Annotated in this window: 14 protein-coding genes; 6 read left to right on the plus strand and 8 right to left on the minus strand. The window is 64.0% G+C overall.

The annotated features are described in order from the left end of the window. Positions 1-36 precede the first annotated feature (36 nt). Together HNQ71_RS08515 and HNQ71_RS08520 are read left to right on the plus strand one after the other, a co-directional pair. Positions 37-1323 carry an NAD(P)/FAD-dependent oxidoreductase gene (locus HNQ71_RS08515; RefSeq protein WP_184872081.1) on the plus strand — a complete coding sequence of 429 codons (1287 nt, stop codon included), beginning with the start codon at positions 37-39 and terminating at the stop codon, positions 1321-1323. A gap of 409 nt (positions 1324-1732) precedes the next feature. Then, on the plus strand, positions 1733-2551 hold the full coding sequence (locus tag HNQ71_RS08520) for an SH3 domain-containing protein (protein ID WP_246461278.1): 819 nt from the start codon (positions 1733-1735) through the stop codon (positions 2549-2551). Between the two features lie 58 nt (positions 2552-2609). Here the strand turns inward: HNQ71_RS08520 and HNQ71_RS08525 are convergent, their stop codons facing one another. Next, positions 2610-3356 (minus strand): SDR family oxidoreductase, encoded by a 747-nt coding sequence (locus HNQ71_RS08525; RefSeq protein WP_184872083.1) that lies wholly within the window; start codon positions 3354-3356, stop codon positions 2610-2612. Positions 3357-3682: 326 nt separating this feature from the next. Between HNQ71_RS08525 and zwf the strand changes: the two genes are divergently transcribed. From zwf to edd, 3 genes are all read left to right on the plus strand, one after another. Further along, on the plus strand, positions 3683-5152 hold the full coding sequence (gene zwf / locus HNQ71_RS08530) for a glucose-6-phosphate dehydrogenase (RefSeq protein ID WP_184872084.1): 1470 nt from the start codon (positions 3683-3685) through the stop codon (positions 5150-5152). Then, positions 5134-5850 (plus strand): 6-phosphogluconolactonase, encoded by a 717-nt coding sequence (gene pgl, locus HNQ71_RS08535; protein WP_184872085.1) that lies wholly within the window; start codon positions 5134-5136, stop codon positions 5848-5850. Before zwf ends, pgl begins: the two co-directional genes overlap by 19 nt. A 71-nt stretch (positions 5851-5921) precedes the next feature. Continuing rightward, positions 5922-7745 carry a phosphogluconate dehydratase gene (gene edd / locus HNQ71_RS08540; RefSeq protein ID WP_184872086.1) on the plus strand — a complete coding sequence of 608 codons (1824 nt, stop codon included), beginning with the start codon at positions 5922-5924 and terminating at the stop codon, positions 7743-7745. A 67-nt stretch (positions 7746-7812) separates the two neighbouring features. Here edd and HNQ71_RS08545 read toward each other — a convergent pair whose 3' ends face one another. The 4 genes from HNQ71_RS08545 to HNQ71_RS08560 form a co-directional block, all read right to left on the minus strand. Beyond that, positions 7813-9483, minus strand: a complete 1671-nt coding sequence (locus HNQ71_RS08545) for a vWA domain-containing protein (RefSeq protein WP_184872087.1) — start codon at positions 9481-9483, stop codon at positions 7813-7815. A gap of 126 nt (positions 9484-9609) precedes the next feature. Continuing rightward, positions 9610-10572 (minus strand): GlxA family transcriptional regulator, encoded by a 963-nt coding sequence (locus tag HNQ71_RS08550; RefSeq protein ID WP_013530232.1) that lies wholly within the window; start codon positions 10570-10572, stop codon positions 9610-9612. 56 nt (positions 10573-10628) lie between these two features. Next, complete coding sequence (folD, locus tag HNQ71_RS08555) at positions 10629-11528, minus strand: bifunctional methylenetetrahydrofolate dehydrogenase/methenyltetrahydrofolate cyclohydrolase FolD (protein ID WP_184872088.1); 900 nt, start codon at positions 11526-11528, stop codon at positions 10629-10631. Between the two features lie 246 nt (positions 11529-11774). Further along, entirely contained in the window at positions 11775-14444 is a 2670-nt protein-coding gene (locus HNQ71_RS08560; protein WP_184872089.1) for a Wzz/FepE/Etk N-terminal domain-containing protein, read from the minus strand. Positions 14445-14642: 198 nt separating this feature from the next. Here HNQ71_RS08560 and HNQ71_RS08565 point away from each other — a divergent pair, with 198 nt between their 5' ends. After that, a complete protein-coding gene (locus tag HNQ71_RS08565) occupies positions 14643-15941 on the plus strand; it encodes a lipopolysaccharide biosynthesis protein (RefSeq protein ID WP_184872090.1) in 1299 nt (432 codons plus the stop codon). Positions 15942-16003: 62 nt separating this feature from the next. Here the strand turns inward: HNQ71_RS08565 and HNQ71_RS08570 are convergent, their stop codons facing one another. From HNQ71_RS08570 to HNQ71_RS08580, 3 genes are read right to left on the minus strand one after another with little or no spacing between them, the layout of a single operon-like run. Next, entirely contained in the window at positions 16004-16927 is a 924-nt protein-coding gene (locus tag HNQ71_RS08570) for a DUF6492 family protein (RefSeq protein ID WP_184872091.1), read from the minus strand. Further along, positions 16924-17718, minus strand: a complete 795-nt coding sequence (locus HNQ71_RS08575; RefSeq protein WP_184872092.1) for a WecB/TagA/CpsF family glycosyltransferase — start codon at positions 17716-17718, stop codon at positions 16924-16926. The genes HNQ71_RS08570 and HNQ71_RS08575 overlap by 4 nt, the downstream gene beginning before the upstream one ends. Next, a complete protein-coding gene (locus tag HNQ71_RS08580) occupies positions 17715-18887 on the minus strand; it encodes a glycosyltransferase (RefSeq protein WP_184872093.1) in 1173 nt (390 codons plus the stop codon). The genes HNQ71_RS08575 and HNQ71_RS08580 overlap by 4 nt, the downstream gene beginning before the upstream one ends. Positions 18888-19006: the final 119 nt, after the last annotated feature.

The raw sequence follows: 19006 nt of genomic DNA on the forward strand, positions 1-19006 counted from the left end.
GCCCTACTCCCTTACTGCCCTACTCCCTTGAGGATCATGCCCTACCAATCCCCGATTTCACCCGGCCGTTCCTGGTATGAGGACACTGCCGGCCCACGGCCTGAATATCCAGCGCTGGATGGCGACAAGACGTGCGATGTCGTCATCGTCGGCGGCGGTTTCACTGGCCTTTCGGCGGCTGCTCACCTTGCCAAGGCGGGCACGAATGTCGTGCTGATTGAAGCCTGCCGTTTTGGCGATGGTGCCTCTGGGCGCAATGGCGGGCAGCTTGGCACCGGCCAGCGCGCCTGGGTCGAGGACCTGGAAGACGAATACGGCCTCTCCCGCGCCAAGGCTTTGTTCGACCTTGCCGAAGAGGCGAAGGCGCATCTCCTCGAGTTCGCCGCCGCCAACCAGATCGATATCGACTACATGCCGGGCCAGCTCTCGGTGGCGCACAAGCCGCGCTATGTCGACGACTACAAGGCGCATGCCGAGATCATGGCGAGCCGTTTTTCCTACCCGCATATCTCGTTCATGGATGCCAAGGAGACGGCGGAGCGGCTGGGCTCGACCGCCTATTTCGGCGGCACGCGCGACACCGGCACCGGCCACATCCACCCGATGAAGCTGGTGATCGGCACCGCGCAGGTGGCGGCGCAGGCCGGCGCACAGCTGTTCGAGGAGACGCCATCGACCGCAATCATTTCCAGTGGCGGCAAGGTCAAGGTTTCGACACCGAGAGGCACGCTGACAGCGCAGAAATGCCTGATCGCGGTCAACGCCTATGGCGGCACGCTCGAACCGGTGAGTGCCGCGCACATCATGCCGATCGGTTCGTTCATCGGCGCGACGGTGCCGCTGGGCGCGAACTCGACGGTGCTGCCGGGCGGCGAGGCGGTCGACGATTCCCGCTTCGTCGTGCGTTATTTCCGCAGATCGAAGGACGGGCGGCTGCTGTTCGGCGGACGCGAAGTCTATGGCGTCAACGACCCGAAGGATATCCACATCCACATCCGCCGTCAGATCACGGAACTCTACCCGGCACTGAGGGATGTCGAGATCACGCATGGCTGGGGCGGCTATGTCGGCGTCACGGTGCCGCGAAAGCCGTTCGTGCGCGAAGTGATGCCCAATGTGATCTCGGCCGGCGGCTATTCCGGCCATGGCGTCATGCTGTCGAACTTCTTCGGCAAGCTCTATGCCGAAACCGTCGCCGGCAACCGCGACCGGCTGAAGCTGATCGAGGATCTAAAGATCCCGCCATTCCCCGGTGGCCGGCGCTTCCGCGCGCCGCTGCTGTTCCTGGCGCTCAACTGGTTCGCGTTGCGCGACAGGATCTAGAAGCTGTTCTGTCCCGGTGGAATTGAGACACTATCGGTTTTTAGAGTGTGATCTCGAGCGAAAAACCGGATGCCACTTTTCGGGATCGTGCTCCAGACGGACAGGATCGCTCTCATCTATGTAATATTGTTGTAATATTTGTTGCCGTAACGGCACATTGCGGAATCCCCTCCAAAGGAGCAGAATCCCTAACGAGGGCGTAGTGATGCCACAATCAGCGATATAAAGATGCCGGTTGTGGGTTACTGACGGGGAATTCTGCGGGCTTGCCCGCTTTGATTCTTGGGACTGATGCAGATCTGGCGCCAGGTTCTTGGCATTTGATCGGAAGAACATCGGCCCGCTTATGGAGGTGGCAAGAGTGAGAGAGCCCTTCAGTTTCGGTACGCCGGAACGTCGGCGCTTTGCCATGCAGTTCGGATATGACATGCGGCCGTCCTTCTGGCAGGAGGTCCGCTCGAATTCGCATCTGGTGATCGCCGCGATCGGCACCGCCGCACTGCTTGGCGTGGCCGCGGTGGCGCTATGGCTGGCGTTGCCGGCCAATGACAGGCAAGCGGCGGCGAGCCCCGAGCAAACCATTCCAACCATTCCGGTGAAAACGACGAAAATCGCTCCGGGGGGAGCAGCAGTGGCTGCAGCAGCCGTGCCACAGGCAGCGCCCAAATCGGACAAGATTTTACCAGCCGTGGCGGCCGCGCAAGCCACCATTGCGGCGCTGCCAGCCAATGATCCGCGTTGGACCGGTTCGCAGTCGAAGGCCGCATCCTCTGCCGGGGCACCTGCTCCCGGCAAGGTGGCGAACCAGGCTGAACAAGCACCGGGCAAAGCCGCGGTGGCATTTGCGCAACCGGCAGCAGATAGCGTTGCCGCCAGCGAACTTGCCAAGGTTGCCGCACCCACTCCGCCGGCGGCTAGCCGTCCCGATGGCGCGAAAACCGCAGCCATCCCGGCGGTACAGCCGCAAGTGCCGTCAGAGCAGCCCGCGGCGGCGGAAGGCGACGACAGCCAGGCCAATGCGAAGCCAGGCAAGGTCGAGGCCGCCGGAACAGGACAGATCCTAAGGGCAGTGACCATGCGCAGCGGCCCGAAGAAAAATGCCGCTGCTATCCTCACCGTGCCAGCCAAAAGCTCGGTGCAAGTGATGAGCTGCAAGAAGTGGTGCCAGATCACCTACAACGGCAAGACCGGCTGGATCTACAAGACCTACATCAAGACCGGCGCCTGACGCCTGTCTCGACCCGCCGCCGAAACGCCGTGCAGCATTTTGATTTGCGTCGGCGCTCTCAGATGCAGCGTCCGCCGTCGACCTCCAACGCCACACCGGTGATGAAGGCGGCTTCATCCGACGCCAGCCAAAGTGCGGCGTTGGCGATATCGAGTGGAGTCGAAAGCCGACCGAGCGGGATCGACGCGCGGAACTTCTCGCGGATTTCAGGCGTGTCGGCGCCCATGAACTTCTCCAGCATGCCGGTCTCGCCGGCAACCGGGCAGAGGCAGTTGACACGGATGTTCTTCGGCGCCAGTTCCACCGCCATCGACTTGGTGGCGGTAATCGCCCAGCCCTTCGAGGCATTGTACCAGGTAAGGCCGGGCCGCGGCCGCAGACCGGCGGTCGAGGCCGTTGTCAGGATGACGCCGCCGCCTTGCCGATCCATGATCGGTACCACGGCGCGTGCGGCGTGATAGATCGCCTTCATGTTGACGGCGGTGATCAGGTCGAAGGTTTCCTCGTCGACGTTGAGCATGTCGCCATTGCGATGGGTGTAACCGGCGTTGTTGACCATGATGTCGATCCGGCCGAATGCGCTCTTGGCGGCATAGACCATCTCGTCGAATTCGGAGCGCTGTGAAACATCGGTCTGGGTCCAGATCGCCGCCTCACCGATTTCGCTGGCGACACGCTCCGCGCCCTTGGCGTTGAGGTCGGCAACGACGACCCTGGCGCCTTCCCCGGCAAAGCGCCTGGCGATGCCCTCGCCAAAGCCCGCCGCAGCACCGGTGATCACGGCAACCTTGTTTTCCAGACGCATGCTCTTCCCGCTCATGATTGGTGACGATCGGCCGGAGTGCCCGCGGCACATGCAAAACCATGACTTCTGACCGGGCCACGACTTCTAGCCAGGTTCATCGAAAGATGTGCGGTCATCGCCGATTTCTCCTTTGGCTTTCGCTTCGATCCCGCTCTATGCTGCAACTGCGAAGGCTTCCGGGGCCGCGCCTGTCGACAAGCCTCCGAGGTATCGGGCTGTCAAGAGGCAGGCGCAACACTCAGATGTGACACCATGGCACTGGAAAATTTAAATCGATTAGATTATATCAGCCGCGTCACAGCGACCGGCGTCAGAGCGGACAGACCATGACCAGCCAGATCATCCCCGTCGATCCTTTCGACTTCATCATTTTCGGCGGCACCGGCGATCTGTCGGAACGCAAGCTTCTGCCGTCGCTCTACTATCGCCAGCGCGACCATCAGTTCTCCGAGCCGACGCGCATCATCGGCACGTCGCGCTCGAAGATGACCGACGAGGAATTCCAGGCCTTCGCCAAACAGGCGATCTCGGACCACGTCAAGGCTGCCGATATCGACGCCAAGGAACTGAAGACCTTCCTTGCCCGCCTCTCCTACGTTTCGGCCGATGCGACGACCGGCGCCGGCTTCGACAAGCTGAAGAAGGCGATCGGCGACAGCGACCGCATCCGCGCTTTCTACCTGGCTGTGGCGCCGGCGCTGTTCGGTGATATCTCGCACAAGCTGAAAGAGCACAAGCTGATCACGCCGAACTCGCGCATCGTGCTGGAGAAGCCGATCGGCCGTGACCTTGCCTCGGCGCGAGCACTCAACGATCTGGTCGGCGACAATTTCCACGAAAACCAGATCTTCCGCATCGACCACTATCTCGGCAAGGAGACGGTGCAGAACCTGATGGCGCTGCGCTTTGCCAACGCGCTCTACGAGCCGCTGTGGAATTCCGCCCATATCGACCACGTGCAGATCACCGTGGCCGAGACCGTTGGGCTGGAAGACCGCGTCACCTATTACGACAAGGCCGGCGCGCTACGCGACATGGTGCAGAACCATATGCTGCAGCTTTTGTGCCTGGTTGCCATGGAAGCGCCCTCGTCGATGGATGCCGACGCGGTGCGCGACGAGAAGCTGAAGGTGCTCAGGGCACTGAAGCGCATCAACGGCAACGAGGCGCCGAAGCACACTGTGCGTGGCCAGTACCGCGCCGGCGCCTCGGCCAGCGGGGCTGTGAAGGGCTATGTCGAGGAGCTTGCCCACGACAGCAACACCGAGACCTTCGTCGCCATCAAGGCCGAGATCGGCACCTGGCGCTGGGCGGGCGTTCCGTTTTACCTGCGGACCGGCAAGCGGCTGGCGACCCGGGTTTCGGAAATCGTCATCGAGTTCAAGCCGATCCCGCATTCGATCTTCGGCGACAGTGCCGGGCCGATCTTCGCCAACCAGCTGGTCATCCGGCTGCAGCCGGACGAAGGCGTCAAGCAGTTCATCATGATCAAGGATCCGGGTCCGGGCGGCATGCGGCTGCGCCAGATCTCGCTCGACATGAGCTTCGCGCAATCCTTCGACGGCCGCGCGCCGGACGCCTACGAACGGCTGATCATGGATGTCATCCGCGGCAACCAGACCCTGTTCATGCGTCGCGACGAAGTCGAGGCGGCGTGGAAATGGATCGACCCGATCCAGAACGCCTGGGAAAGCGCCAGACAGGAAGCGCAGGGCTACACAGCGGGCACCTGGGGACCGTCGGCCTCCATTGCGCTGATCGAACGTGACGGGCGGACATGGCACGAGAGCAATTGAACAGCGCCGCCTATAGCTGGAACGGCTTCGCCGGGCGCCAGGAGTTGGCGGCCGCCCTTGCCGATCATGTCGCCGGGCGCCTGACCAAGGCAATCGCCGAGCGCGGCACAGGGTTGCTCGCCGTCTCCGGCGGCACCACACCGGCCAAATTCTTCGCCGCCCTTTCGGTAATACCCATCGCCTGGGACAAGGTGATTGTGACGCTGGTCGACGAGCGTTTCGTGCCAGCCTCCTCGCCGCGCTCCAATGCCGGGCTGGTGGCCGCCAATCTCTTGCAGAACGCGGCAAAAGCGGCACGGTTCGTACCGCTCTATCACGAAGCCGTCGGCATCGAGGATGCGGCGGCGTCCGACAACGCAGCGCTGCAGTCATTGCCCTGGCCGCTCGATGTCGTCGTGCTCGGCATGGGACCGGACGGCCACACCGCCTCGTTCTTTCCCGATGCCGATGATCTGGCAAAGCTGCTCGACCCGTCGTCCGACAGGATCGTGCTGCCGGTTCATGCGGCGAGCGCCGTCGAGCCGCGGCTGACCTTGTCGCTGGCGCGCATTGTCGATGCCGGCTTCATCGCGCTGCACATCGAAGGCGAGGACAAGCGCACCGCCTTCGACAGTGCGGTTGCACCTGGACCGCGAAAGCCGATCCGCGCCGTGCTCGACGCCGCACCCAAGCCCGTAGAGGTTTTCTGGGCGCCCTGATTTGAACGTGCTGAGGGTCCCGGCAGACAGCTGGAGCGTGTTCCGGGACCTCGCCTGAAAGGACCGACACCATGACCGCCAGACGCGACATCGAAGCCATCACCGAGCGCATCCGCCAGCGTTCCAGACCGGGCCGCGAGCGCTATCTCGGCCGCATCGCTGAAGCGTCGAACCGCACCGCCAACCGGGCCGTGCTGTCCTGCGGCAACCTCGCCCATGGCTTTGCGGTGTGCAGCCCCTCGGAAAAGCTGGCGCTGGGTGCGGACACGGTGCCGAACCTCGGCATCATCACCTCCTACAACGACATGCTGTCGGCGCATCAGCCGTTCGAGACCTTTCCGGCGCTGATCAAGGACGCGGCGCGCGAGGCCGGCGGCATCGCCCAGGTGGCCGGAGGCGTGCCGGCAATGTGCGATGGCGTCACGCAGGGCCAGCCCGGCATGGAGCTGTCGCTGTTTTCGCGCGATGTGATCGCCATGGCTGCGGCGATAGGCCTGTCGCACAACATGTTTGACGCCGCCGTCTATCTCGGTGTTTGCGACAAGATCGTGCCGGGTCTGGTGATCGCTGCACTGACCTTCGGCCACCTGCCCGCGGTGTTCATTCCGGCAGGGCCGATGACCACCGGCCTGCCGAACGACGAAAAGGCCAAGGTCCGCCAGCTCTATGCCGAAGGCAAGGCGGGACGCGCCGAACTGCTGGAGGCCGAGTCCAAGTCCTATCACGGGCCGGGAACCTGCACCTTCTACGGCACGGCCAATTCCAACCAGATGCTGATGGAGATCATGGGCCTGCATACGCCGGGCGCCTCCTTCGTCAATCCCGGCACGCCGCTGCGCGAGGCCTTGACCCGCGAGGCGACGAAGCGGGCGCTGGCGATCACCGCGCTCGGCAATGCCTATACGCCGGTCGGCCGGATGATCGACGAGCGTTCGATCGTCAACGGCGTCGTCGGCCTGCATGCCACAGGCGGCTCGACCAATCACACCATCCACCTGATCGCCATGGCGGCGGCCGCCGGCATCGCCATCACCTGGCAGGACATTTCCGACCTGTCGGAGGCCGTGCCGCTGCTGGCGCGAGTTTACCCGAATGGTCTCGCCGACGTGAACCACTTCCACGCGGCGGGTGGGCTCGGCTTCCTGATCCGCGAACTGCTCGACGAAGGCATCCTGCATGAGGATGTGCAGACGGTGTGGGGCGAAGGTCTGCGGCCCTATGCGGTGGAGGCCAAGCTCGGCGCCGACGGCGGCGTGGTGCGCGAAGCCTCGCCGCGCGAAAGCGGTGACGAGAAGGTGCTGGCGCCGTTCAAAAAGGCGTTCCAGGCAACCGGTGGTCTGAAGGTGCTGTCTGGCAATCTCGGCCATGCCGTCATCAAGACCTCTGCAGTAAAGCCGGAGCGGCGGATCATCGAGGCGCCGGCCAAGGTTTTCGACAGCCAGCAAGGGCTGAACGAGGCGTTCAAGGCAGGCACGCTGACCGGTGATTTCATCGCCGTCATCCGCTTCCAGGGACCGAAAGCCAACGGCATGCCGGAACTGCACAAGCTGACCACCGTGCTCGGCATCCTGCAGGACCGCGGCCAGCGCGTGGCGCTGGTCACCGACGGGCGCATGTCGGGCGCCTCCGGCAAGGTGCCGGCCGCCATCCATGTCACGCCGGAAGCAGTCGAGGATGGACCGATCGCCAGGATCCATGATGGCGACATCATCCGGCTCGACGCCGACGCGGGAACGCTGGAAGTGCTGGTGCCGGCCGGCGAGTTCGCACTGCGCCGGACGGCGGATGCCGACCTCATCGGCAATGAATTCGGTTTCGGCCGCGAGCTGTTTGCCGGCTTCCGCCAGTTGGTCGGCCGTGCCGACCATGGCGCCAGCGCCTTCGGCACGGCGTGACGAAATCGTCCTGTCGATGAAAAAGGGCGGCTGACAGCCGCCCTTTTTGCTGCCGGTCAGACGGCAGTCATGGCGTAACAGTGATCTCGGTCCGCTCGCCAGCCTTGACCGTCACCGGCATTTCCTTGTCATGGCCTCCATCGGACATGTGCCGGACGACCACATAGTCGCCGGCCGGAATGGTTTGCTGCCAGGCGTCGCCATAGCTCAGGCCAAGCGCCTTGCGATTACCCTGGATGTCCTTTTTCGGCGACAGGACCTCGATCGAGTAGGCGCCAGGGGCCGACATGGCCAGAACGCCGGCATCGAGCGGTACCTTGATGTCCTGATTGTCGCCGACCTTAACGCTGAACGGCTGCTCGACGGTCGCGAGATCAAGCGTGGTGAGCGCGACATAGTCGTCCGGCGGCAGCCAGAACTTGCTGTCCGGTCCGTAGGAATGCTCGACATCGTCGCGTGAACCATCGATCTTCTTCTTGGCCTTGACGATCTGGAAGCCGAGGCCGGAACTGTCGGCCTTGTCGCCGCCGGTGACATAATAGGCGTTGAACAGGACGTGCCCGACGCCGACGATGACGTCCTTTTCGACCGTCTGCCCGGCGGCCAGCTGGATGGTCTCGACCACCGAGCCGCTGCCGATCTGGACCGTGACCTTCTGCTCACCCGCCGGCACGATGATCTTGGTGTCGCCATAGTGGGTGGTGTTGCCGCCGGGATAGGTGAAGTCGACATGGGCTTCGTCACTGATGTCGGCGCCCTGGCTCGGCCGCGGATGAATGAGCATGGTGCCCGCGTTCAAGGTGAACAGCGGCTTGTAGACCTTGCCGGCCTCGATCTTGAACTTCTGCTCCACCTTGGCTTCGTCGTCGCGTGCAACGACGACATAGTCGCCGGGCTCGAGATTGCCGTTGTAGGCCCCATATTCGGTGGTCACGGAATCCCCGCGCGAGCCGTCGGAGTTCGCCTTGTAGATCTCCCAGGCGTTGCCATCGGTGATCGGCTGGCCACCTTCGGCCATCACCACCGTCGGCTGGAAGTTGAATTCCGGTTTCGCGGGCTCCGGCGAAGGCGCCGGGGCGGGAGCGGGAGCCGGCTCAGGAGCGGGTGCTGGCGCTGGTGCCGCCACGGTCTCGACAAGCGCCTCCTGCAACGCCTTCTCGTCGGAGGCCTGGATGTATTTGCCGCCGGTGTTGTCGGCGAGGCAGGCGATCTGCTTGCCTTCGTCGGCGGTAAGCCCGAAGCCGACGACGTCGGCGGTGAAATCGACGCCGGACGCCTCGAGTTCCTTGCCAAGCGCGCAGGGATCGCCGCCGCATGTTTCGAGCCCGTCGGTGATGAGGACGACGGTCGCCTTGTCCTCGGTGTATTTCAACGCTTCGGCCGCCTGCTTGACGGCGGCGGTCAGCGGTGTCTTGCCGAGGAATTTCAGGCTGTCGGCGGCGGCCGAGATGGCGCTTGCCGAGCCTGCCTGTGGCGGCACGATCAACTGGATGTCGTCGCAGCTGCCTTTTTCGCGGTGGCCATAGGCCATGAAGCCGATTTCATCATCGGCGGGAACCGATTGAAGCACGGCTCTCAGCGATTCACGGGCGATTTCCAGCTTGGGCTTGCCGTCGATCTGCGCCCACATGGAACCGGAGGCATCGAGAATGATGATGACCTTGTTTGCGGCAAAGCCGAACGTCGTCATCGACAAAAGGAGGATCGCCGCAGCGACGCTCCGTGCAAATCCCGCCATCGAAATCTCCTCAACTCCGCCCCGATCCGGGCGGGAAGCTATTTGACGCGGCGTCAGGACACAAGGCCGGGCACGGCTGTGAGGGGACGGAATGTCAAACTTTTGAGCGGCAGCGAAAATCGTCGCTCAGTAGGTCGTACGACGCTCTTCCGAGGGCGGCCTGCCGAATTGCAGCCGGTAGCTCTGGGCAAAATAGGAATGCGAGGTGAAGCCCGTGGCGATCGCCACATCGAGGATCGGCATGTTGGTCTGGCGCAGCAATTCGCGCGCCCGCTCCAGCCGCAGCCGCATGTAATAGCGGCCGGGCGTGACGCTGAGATGGCGCAGGAACAGGCGCTCGACCTGACGCACCGACAGGCCGGCGGATTTGGCCAGCTGCACCGCCGACAACGGCTCATCGAGGTGGTCGGCCATCAGTTCGACGATGCGCCTGAGCTTCTCCGACTTGCCGGTGAGATCGCGTTCCGGCCCGACACGCTGGCGGTCGCCGGCCGAGCGGATGCGTTCGTGCTGGAACTGGTTGGCGACGCCATTGGCGAGGTTGGAGCCGAAATCACCGCGCACGATCTCCAGCATCAGGTCGATCGAGGTGGTGCCGCCGGCGCATGTGTAGCGCTTGCGGTCGATCTCGAAGACGTTACCCGTGCAGTTGATGTCGGGGAAGCGTTCGACGAAGCCGGCGCGGTTTTCCCAATGGATGGTGCAGCGATAGCCTTCGAGCTGGCCGGCCTCGGCAAGCAGGTAGGAGCCGACCGACAGCGCACCGAGCGCGTTACCGCGCCGGCCCCAGCTGCGCAGCGCCGCCAGCACCTTGCTCTTGCCGGGAAATTCCGTCGTCAGTCCGACCGAGACGAAGAGGATGTCGACCGGCGGCAGGTCGGCAACGGCATAGTCGATCTTGAGCGGCAGGCCATTGGAGGCCATCACCGGATCGCCATCCGCGGAGACCGTCGTCCAGCCGTAGAAATCGCGGCCAAGCAAACGGTTCGCCGACCGGAACGTATCGATCGCCGCGGCCAGCGAGAACATCGAGAACTTGTCGACCAGCAGGAAAGCGAACTGCCGGCCGCCTTGAACGGGATCTGTCATGACCGGCCGTTCTACAGGAACAGTTGGGTTCGGCAAAGCTGCGGCTTTCTGGTGGGTCAGAAGGACGGCCGTTTCAATCCGGCCGCAAGGTAGGCTGAGGCTAACGTATTGGCCATCAGCATGGCAATGGTCATCGGCCCGACACCACCGGGCACCGGCGTGATCGCGCCGGCGGCCTTCGCCGCTTCGGCATAAGCGACATCGCCGACGAGGCGCGACTTGCCCTCGCCCTTTTCCGGCGCCGGTATGCGGTTGATGCCGACATCGATGACGGTGGCGCCGGGCTTCACCCAATCACCTTTGACCATCTCCGGCCGGCCGACGGCCGCGACGAGAATATCGGCGGTACGGGCAAGCGCCGGCAAATCCCTGGTGCGGCTGTGGGCGATGGTGACGGTGCAGTTGGCGGCAAGCAGCAGGTTGGCCATCGGCTTGCCGACGATGTTGGAGCGGCCGACGACGACCGCGTTGAGGCCGGACAGGTCCTTGCCGCGCACCCGCTCGATCAAAAGCATCGAGCCGGCCGGCGTGCAAGGCACGAAGGCGGTCTCGAGTTCGCCGGTGCCGAGCTTGCCGACATTGATGAAATGGAAGCCATCGACATCCTTTTCCGGCGCGATGGTCTGGATGATCTTGCCGGCGTCGATATGGGCGGGCAGCGGAAGCTGCACCAGAATGCCGTTGATGGCCGGATCGGCGTTGAGGTCGCCGATGATCTTCAGCAATGCCGGCTCGGAGGTTTCGGCCGGCAGCGTGTGCTGGACGGAATGAAAGCCGCATTCCTTGGCGGTGCGCGACTTGGATGCGACATAGACCTGGCTGGCCGGATCCTCGCCGACGATGACCACGGCAAGACCGGGCTTGGCCTTGCCTTTCGCGACAAGTTCGGCCGTCAGGCTCTTGACCGTCCGCACCACGTCTTCGGCGACGCTCTTACCATCAATCACTTCGGCCATGGACCACCCTCAACACCGTTCCGCCCAAGCGGACCGCATCCGAAACATGAATGCGGCACCCTGGATCCCTGTCTGACGCATGCCGCGAAACCACGCGCCCGGATCGAGCCCGGGAGCGTGCCTATGGCACTATGCAGCGCGGCATTTTCACGAAAATTCCAACACGCAATCCCGTCAAAGCGCCGTCCCATGCCGTTTACGCGAAACCGGCATGTTTTTGTTCGGCAGCGCGACTTATTTTGTGGCTCAGAAGTAGCGGCGGCGCGCGCGGGTCTCGGTAAGTTCGCGGACCGCTTCGCGGAATTCGCGCAGGCTGGCGCGGATCTCGTCGATCGGCGCGTGCGGTTCGATATCCGCCCCGGCCCGCGGCGCCTCCACCGATGGCTCGTCAGGCTGAGGTGCCTGCTGCGGCGAGGCGGGCTGTTGCGGATAAGGCGCGGAAGCGGGCTGAGGCGGATAAGACATCTGCCCGGCATGGGGTATGGGCTGCGGATAGGGATAGCCCGGCTGCTGTGGCACCTGCCAGTGCTGCGCCTGCGGAAGGCCTATCGGCTGCCCATAGGGATACGCCTGCGGACCCGAATACGGTCGCTGCGGCACCATGTTGGGAGGCAATGGCGGCTGCGCCGTCGGTTGCGGATAGGGACCGTGGCCGCCGGGCCGGAAAGGCAGCGGCGGATAGGCTGCCGCGGCCGGCTGCAGAGGTGCAAAGGCCGTTGCCGGCTGGGAGTAGGCGGGGTGCGACAGATCTTCCGTTGGCTTCCCATCGGCAAAGGGCGAGACCCATTCACCGGTATCGATGGTGTCCGGGGACTGCTTGCGGGACATGGCCTTGCGTAGCTTCGATAGCAACGCACTGATGCGACCGGGACCTTCGGTCGGCGTGATGTCAACCTGCTGAACAGGCGGGAGTGGTGCAGGCGGTGGCGGCGGCGGTGCAGGTGGTGGCGGGGCCGCCGGCTGCGGTGCCGGTGGTTTTGGTGGCGGTGCTGCCTGATATGCCTTGTCTTCGTAAGGCGTCCGGCGTTCGTCCATGCTGCGGTCGCGGCGCGAGCGCGATGTGGCGGTGTCACGCAAGCTCTCATAGGCGCCACGCATGGCGCCGAGGCCAACGCCGGAGGCAAAGCCCAGCAACAGCCCGGCAAGCGCCACCACGACCCGCGATGGCCCGTTCGGCTCGAGCGGCGCGAACGCCTTCGAGATCACATTGATGTTGGCGGTGTTGATGTCCTTCTGTTCGCCGGTCTCCTTGGCGCGCAGCAGATACTGTTCATAGACCGAACGCTTGGCGGCGGCCTCGCGCTCCAGTTCGCGCATCGACACCAGATCGCTGTTGACGTCGCCGCTGCGAACCTTCAGCTGCGCCAGACGAGAGGCGAGATCCTGTTCAAGCTGGACCGCGCGCTTGAGGTCGACCTGCAGCGACGAGCCGATGCGCCGCAGCTCCGCGGCGATGCGGTCGCGTGCACCGGCAAGCTGGGCATTGAGCGCCTGGAGTTCGGGGTGCCGCGGACCGAACCGGATGGCGGCGCGGTCGGCCTCCTGCTTGAGCGACGCATATTGCGAACGCAGATCGCTCATCGTGTTGGAGTTGATCTCCTCTGGCAAGGTGCCGGTGAGAACCGAGTTGACGTCGACCGAACGCGCCGAAGCGGCCCTGGCGTTGAGTTCCAGCGTGCGGGCACGCGCAACCGACAGCTGCTCGTTGAGCTTCAGCATCTCGTCGTCGCTGATGAGGTGGCCCTGCGCGTCGACGAGGTCGTGCGTGGCCCTGAAATCCTCGACCTTGCGTTCGGCCGCCTCGACGCCCTTGCGCAATTCATCAAGCCTGGCGGTCAATTCGTCGGTGGCGCGGCCGGCGGTATCGGACTGGATCTGACCAAAGGTCTGCAGGAAGACATCCGTCATCGTGTTGGCGATGAGAGCTGATTTCTCGCCATTCTGCGTGGTGGCGCTGACGGTGATGACGAAGGTCTTGCCGCCGCGCTCGACCGACAGGCTTTCGCCCAGATTGCCGACCGTAAGCGCCCGGCGGCGGGTCTCGTCGACACCGCCCGGCCCGTCGTGGCGTGACAGGACGGAGCGGATGAGCGACATGACGCTGAGGCCGCTGCTGCCCTGCCCATTGAATTCCGGGTCGTTGACGAGATTGAGCTTGTCGACGACCTTGTTCAGAACAGTGCCTGATGTCAGAACCCGGACCTGGTTTTCAACGATGGCCAGCGTGGCGTCGGAGGCGACGACCGACTGGGTGAGGTCGCGGTCGGTGAGCTTCAGGTCACGCGGATCGACGATCAGTTCTGTGGTGGCTTCGTATTTCTTCGGCGTCGACAGCGCGATGGCGATGCCGAGCCCGGCACCCAATATCGTCGTCGCCACGATCAGCAGCTTCGACTTGCCAACGCCGCGAACGACCTGCATCGGATCGATCAGCGGCTTCCATTGCTGGCTGTCCGCGCCGTCGTTGCGGGACGCCCGCGCGTCGCCTGAATGGTAAGGTTCGGATGTTCGATCGGAGCGATAGGAGCCTCCGGTTTCAGCAGTCCGTGGCGTGGTTTGCGCATAGTCCGATGATGCCGACCCGGTCGCAGAAAAATCGTCGGCGGATCGACTGCGTCCGGGCGCCACCCGCGCAGACGATGCAGGCTCATAGCCAGGCTGATATCCATCTGTTGCAACAGCATCCGACAGCTTCGGGTTCGACAGCGCTTCGCGCTGCGAAGGATTCGTCCGCGCTTCGCGCTGTGACCGGGCGAGACGATGGCGCGTGGCGGCATCCTCGCGCCATGACGGGTCCGCCCGGTCTCCGATCGAGACCAGGGATGCGTCGGGTTCGTCGTCGCCGCGCACAGCCTTGCCAAGCGCCAGCAGCGAACGCTCGCGCTTCCAGTCTTCACGGTTTTCCCTGTCGACCATCGTCTGGAGCTTTACCCTTGGCGGCCTGCAAACGGCACTTGCCATTCGTTAAGCCACGCTAAACAGGCATGGAAAACAAAAGGTTAATTTTCGCCCGCCGAAGCCGCGGTTTGTCCCTCCGCCAGCACCAATTTTTCAACACGCCCCTGGGCTCCAGAACGGCACGTTAAGTTTTCCGACCTAAGCTCTCCTGGAGACATGACGCAAGCCAGTGACATACCGCAAAGGCGGCCCACCCTCGCCCGGATCGGCACTTTTTTGGCCGAACGACGGGGGCTGCTGCGCGACTATTTCTCGGCGATCAGCGGCGCCGGCGGGCGACTGGTGTTTTCACTCGCCTATTTCATCGCGCTGGCCAACACGTTGTCGATTTCCGAGTTCGGCATGTTCGCCACCGCATCGGCGGCCGGCGTCATGCTATCGCGCATCCTCGCCTTCGGTTTCATCTCGGCGCTCTATCGCACAGCCACCATCCGCCCCAATCTGATCGGCACCTTCACCGCCGGCTTCCTGCTGCTCGGCCTGCTGTCGTTGCCGCTGCTCGCCGCAGCCTCGTTCGGCGTCTACCTGATCTTCTTCGCAGACACCGTGCCGCTGTCGGTGTTTGCGGCGATCGTCTTTGCCGAAGCGCTGTTGTGGCGGCCGGTGGAGGTGGCGCTGATCGTCAACAACGGCCTGGGCAAGTTCGGCCGCGCCGCGTTGCTGGCCATCCTGGCGACGGCGCTGCGGGCGCTCGGCGCGGTGCTGTTCATGTTCTGGGCGCAACACAGCGTCTGGATATGGTCATGGTTCTATATCGGCGCCAATGCCGCCTCGCTCCTGATTGCCTTCGGCTTCTTCTACCCTCGCCAGCGGTTGCGGTTGCGCATCGAGCTTTATCTCCGGCGACTGGCCGACTCCATCTACGTGGCCGGTGCCGAAGTGCTGTTCTACCTGCAGATGGAGTTCGACAAGCTGCTGGTCCTGGCGATCGGCGGGCCGCACCTGGCTGGTATCTACGCCATCATCATGCGGCTGGTCGACCTGACGGCCATTCCGATCCGCACCTTCTCGATGATGCTGGTGCAGCGCATGATGCGCGCGCCGGACCTGCTGTCGCGGCTGGCGGTCAAGAGCGGCATCGAAGGCGGCGTGTTTGCGGTCTCGACGCTGGCGCTGCTGACGCTTGGCATCGTGCTGCATTTCTTCCCCAATGCGCTCGGCAAGAACGTCGCCGAGGCCGCCCCCCTGGTGGCGCTGGCGATCTGCGTCCCGGGACTGCGCAATCTGGTCGAATACCAGGCCGAGCTGCTGTTCGCCCGCGGCCAGACGCTGGTGCGAGCGCTCAATCTTGGCCTGCTTGCCGGGCTGAAGGCGGTGCTGCTGACCTATGTGCTGACGACCATCCTCGACACACCGAACCTGGTGCTGTCGCTCAATGTCGTTTTCCTGCTTCTGTATCTCGCCTCGACGCTGCTCACCTATTCGGCGATGCGCAAGCCGGCAAAGCCGGTCTAGGACCCGCTTCGTTCAAGCATGATCTTTTCCGGAAACCGGGTCGCACTTTTCGGGATCATGCTTTATTCAAGCCCGATCAGACGGCGGATGCGACCGATATCGGTGCCGATGAAAGACTGCATGCCGATCGCCACCTGCTCAGGCGCCATGGCGCCAACGAAGCGGCGGAACTCGTCGTCCGACAGCGCTTGCCCGGTCCAGTGGACGCGGCAGAACTCCTCCGAACCGTGGAAGTGGCCGGCCCCCTCCAGCAGATCGTCGACGTAGCGGCCGTAGATCATGCATTCGGAGAATTTGCGTGCCGAGCCGACGACCTCGACCCAGCCACGCGCATGAACTTTCTCGATCTCGCCGCACATAGCCAGCACGGTGTCTCGCCGCCACGCGATCAGTGTCGAGATGTAGTCATGGACCGATGTCCGGGACGGGTCGATGCCAAGTGCCGCACCGGCGTTGCGCGACCAGATCCGATGCTCCTCATGACCTTCATCTGCCAGCACCCCGTCGCGGCGGAACAGCCGCGCCTTGCCGTCGCGCCAGAAGGCGCCGCAGTCGAAAGGTTTGAGGAAGGCGACGTCGGAATCGCAGAAAATCAGCACGTCTTCCCCGGCACGCGCTGATATCGCGATACGGCGCAATTGCTGCACGTGCCAGCCGCGCAGCGGCTGCGTCTTCAGGCTGAGCCAGACGCGCCTGCGAAACAGGCTGAGCGGATCGTCGAACGCGTGCAGCCAGCGCGGCAGCAAATCCCGCTCATCGACGACGCTGCGGCGTCCGTTCTCCAACTGACGGAAGAGCTGGATATCGCGATGTTCGACCAGGATATAGTGGTGCGCCGCGCCTGAGACGTGGCGGTCGAGCGTTTCGCACAACAGCCGGCAACGCTCGAAATCGGGCGCATAGCTTGCCGTCACTATTGCCGCCGTCGGTATCTGCCGAAGCGAGCTTGGCTCGATAGCGGCGCCTGGGACGAACCGGCTGTTCAATGGATGTCTCCCGCAACTTCCGAAGTACGCGAGAATTTCTGCCTGACGACGCGCAGCAGGAACAAGGGATTGCCGACCACGTAGCGGCGCCACAAGCGACCGGGTTCGACGGCCAACCGAAACAGCCATTCAAGCCGCAGCCGGCGCATCCACAAGGGCGCCCGCGGCACCGCGCCGCTCAGGAAATCGAGCAATGCGCCGACGGCGATCGGCAGCGTGCAGTGACGCGCGTCGATATGGCGTGCGATCCACAATTCCTGGCGCGGCACGCCCATCGCGACGAGCAGCACATCCGGCCGCAATTGTTCGATCCGGTCGACTATTCCCGCCTCCTCGGCAGGCGAGAAATAGCCGTCATGGATGACCACGAAGCTGTGCTGCACGGCAAGTGCCGCAAGCTTGGCCGACGCCGCTTCGGCATTGACGCGGGTCGCGCCGAGCAGCCCCACCGTCAACGGCGTTATCGAGGCCTGCAGGAAGGCGGGGACGAAATCGGTGCCGTTGAGATTGTCCGGAAACGGCGCCCCATAAAGAAGTTTCGCCGCCAGATCGACGCCGATGCCGTCGGGCAGGATGAGGAAATCATCGAGCGCCTCGGCAAAGGCCGGGTCGGTGGAGGCGAGGTTGGCGTTGTGGGCGTTGAGGAAACTGACCTTGGTGAAGCGCCGCTCGGCAATCAGGCGGTTCAGCAGGCTGACCGCATCGTTCCAGCGGATGGCGAGCACCGGGATACCGAGGATCGTCTTCAAGGTGTCGAGCCCTGACGGGGTGCGGGCGGCATGCATGTTCATGCAAACGCCTCCTGCCTGACCGGCCCGAGCTTTTCGAGACCGAGCCGGATGGCGGCATCGAGCGCCTTGACCTGCGACCGACGGAAAGCGCAGCCGTCGACGTCGTGGATGACGGCTGCCGCGGCCTCCAGGGCCCGGGCAAAATCGGCCGGATCGTCGGTAACGACGCAATTGGCCGGGCGATGATCGATGCCGCGTAGCGAGCGGCTGGTGGCGACGGAGGGCAGACCGAGCTCGAAGGTCTCGATGGTCTTCAACTGGACGCCGCTGCCGGCGGTGCTGATCAGCGGGATGACGGCAGCACTGCGCACGAAAGCCTGCGCATCCGGCACACGGCCGACGAATTCGACACCGGGATGCTTCGACGTGACGCCCGAAGGCATGCTGCCGGCGATGCGGACGCGGAAACCGGGCCGCAGATGCGGCACCACCTTGCCCAGGAACCAGTCGAGGCCGATGCGGTTCGGCTGCCAGGTCCAGGTGCCGATCAGCGCCGCATCGCAGTCGATGCGGCGCAAAGCTTTCTCGGTCGGCGCCTGTGCGCCCGTCACCAAAGGCAGCACCGCCGAGCGGTCGTCGGAGGCGACACCGAGTGCCGCGCGGTCTTCCTCCGCCAGCGTGAAGATGAAGCGTGCGCGGCGGCAGAGACGCTCTTCCATGGTCTCGAGCAACCTCGCCTCGCGGCCAAACAGCAGGCGCTGGAAGAGGCTGCCGGCGGCAGCGGCATTCTCCCGCGCCGAAAGATGCTCGACATTGTGGGCGACGAAGATCGAGGGCCGGTCGGCGAACAGTTTTTCGAAGGCACCGGCGAACTGCACGGAATTCAGCACATAGCCGTCGAACGGACCGGCGCGTGCGACCGCGGCGAGAACGTCGCTGTCTGGTACTGCGCGCAACTTGACCGAGGCGAAGGTGAGGCCCGAGAGCAGCGCCTTGCCGACCCAGGCCAGCTTTTGTCGTGCAGAGGCACTGTCCGTGCGCACATCGATCGCACCCAGCACCACGGTGTTTTCGGGATCGTCTGCGGGTTTTCCCGGCCAGGTGAAGCCGATGACGGTGACGCGCGCGCCAGCGCGCCGCAAAGCGGCGATGATTGCAGCGTTGGCGATCTCATAACCCGAGGCAAGGGCGCCGTCGGGCACGATCGATGTGGCGAACAGCAGATGCATCTCACCTATCCTGTGGTGTAGCCGGTAGCAAAGTGCGGTGAACCCTTGATTAAGCGAGCACAATCAACGAGCGAATGCCGCTGCCTGGCAGGCTTCTCCGTACAAGGTGATTAACGAAA

This window comes from Mesorhizobium sangaii (assembly GCF_014207355.1).
GTDB classification, from domain to species: Bacteria; Pseudomonadota; Alphaproteobacteria; order Rhizobiales; family Rhizobiaceae; genus Mesorhizobium; species Mesorhizobium sangaii.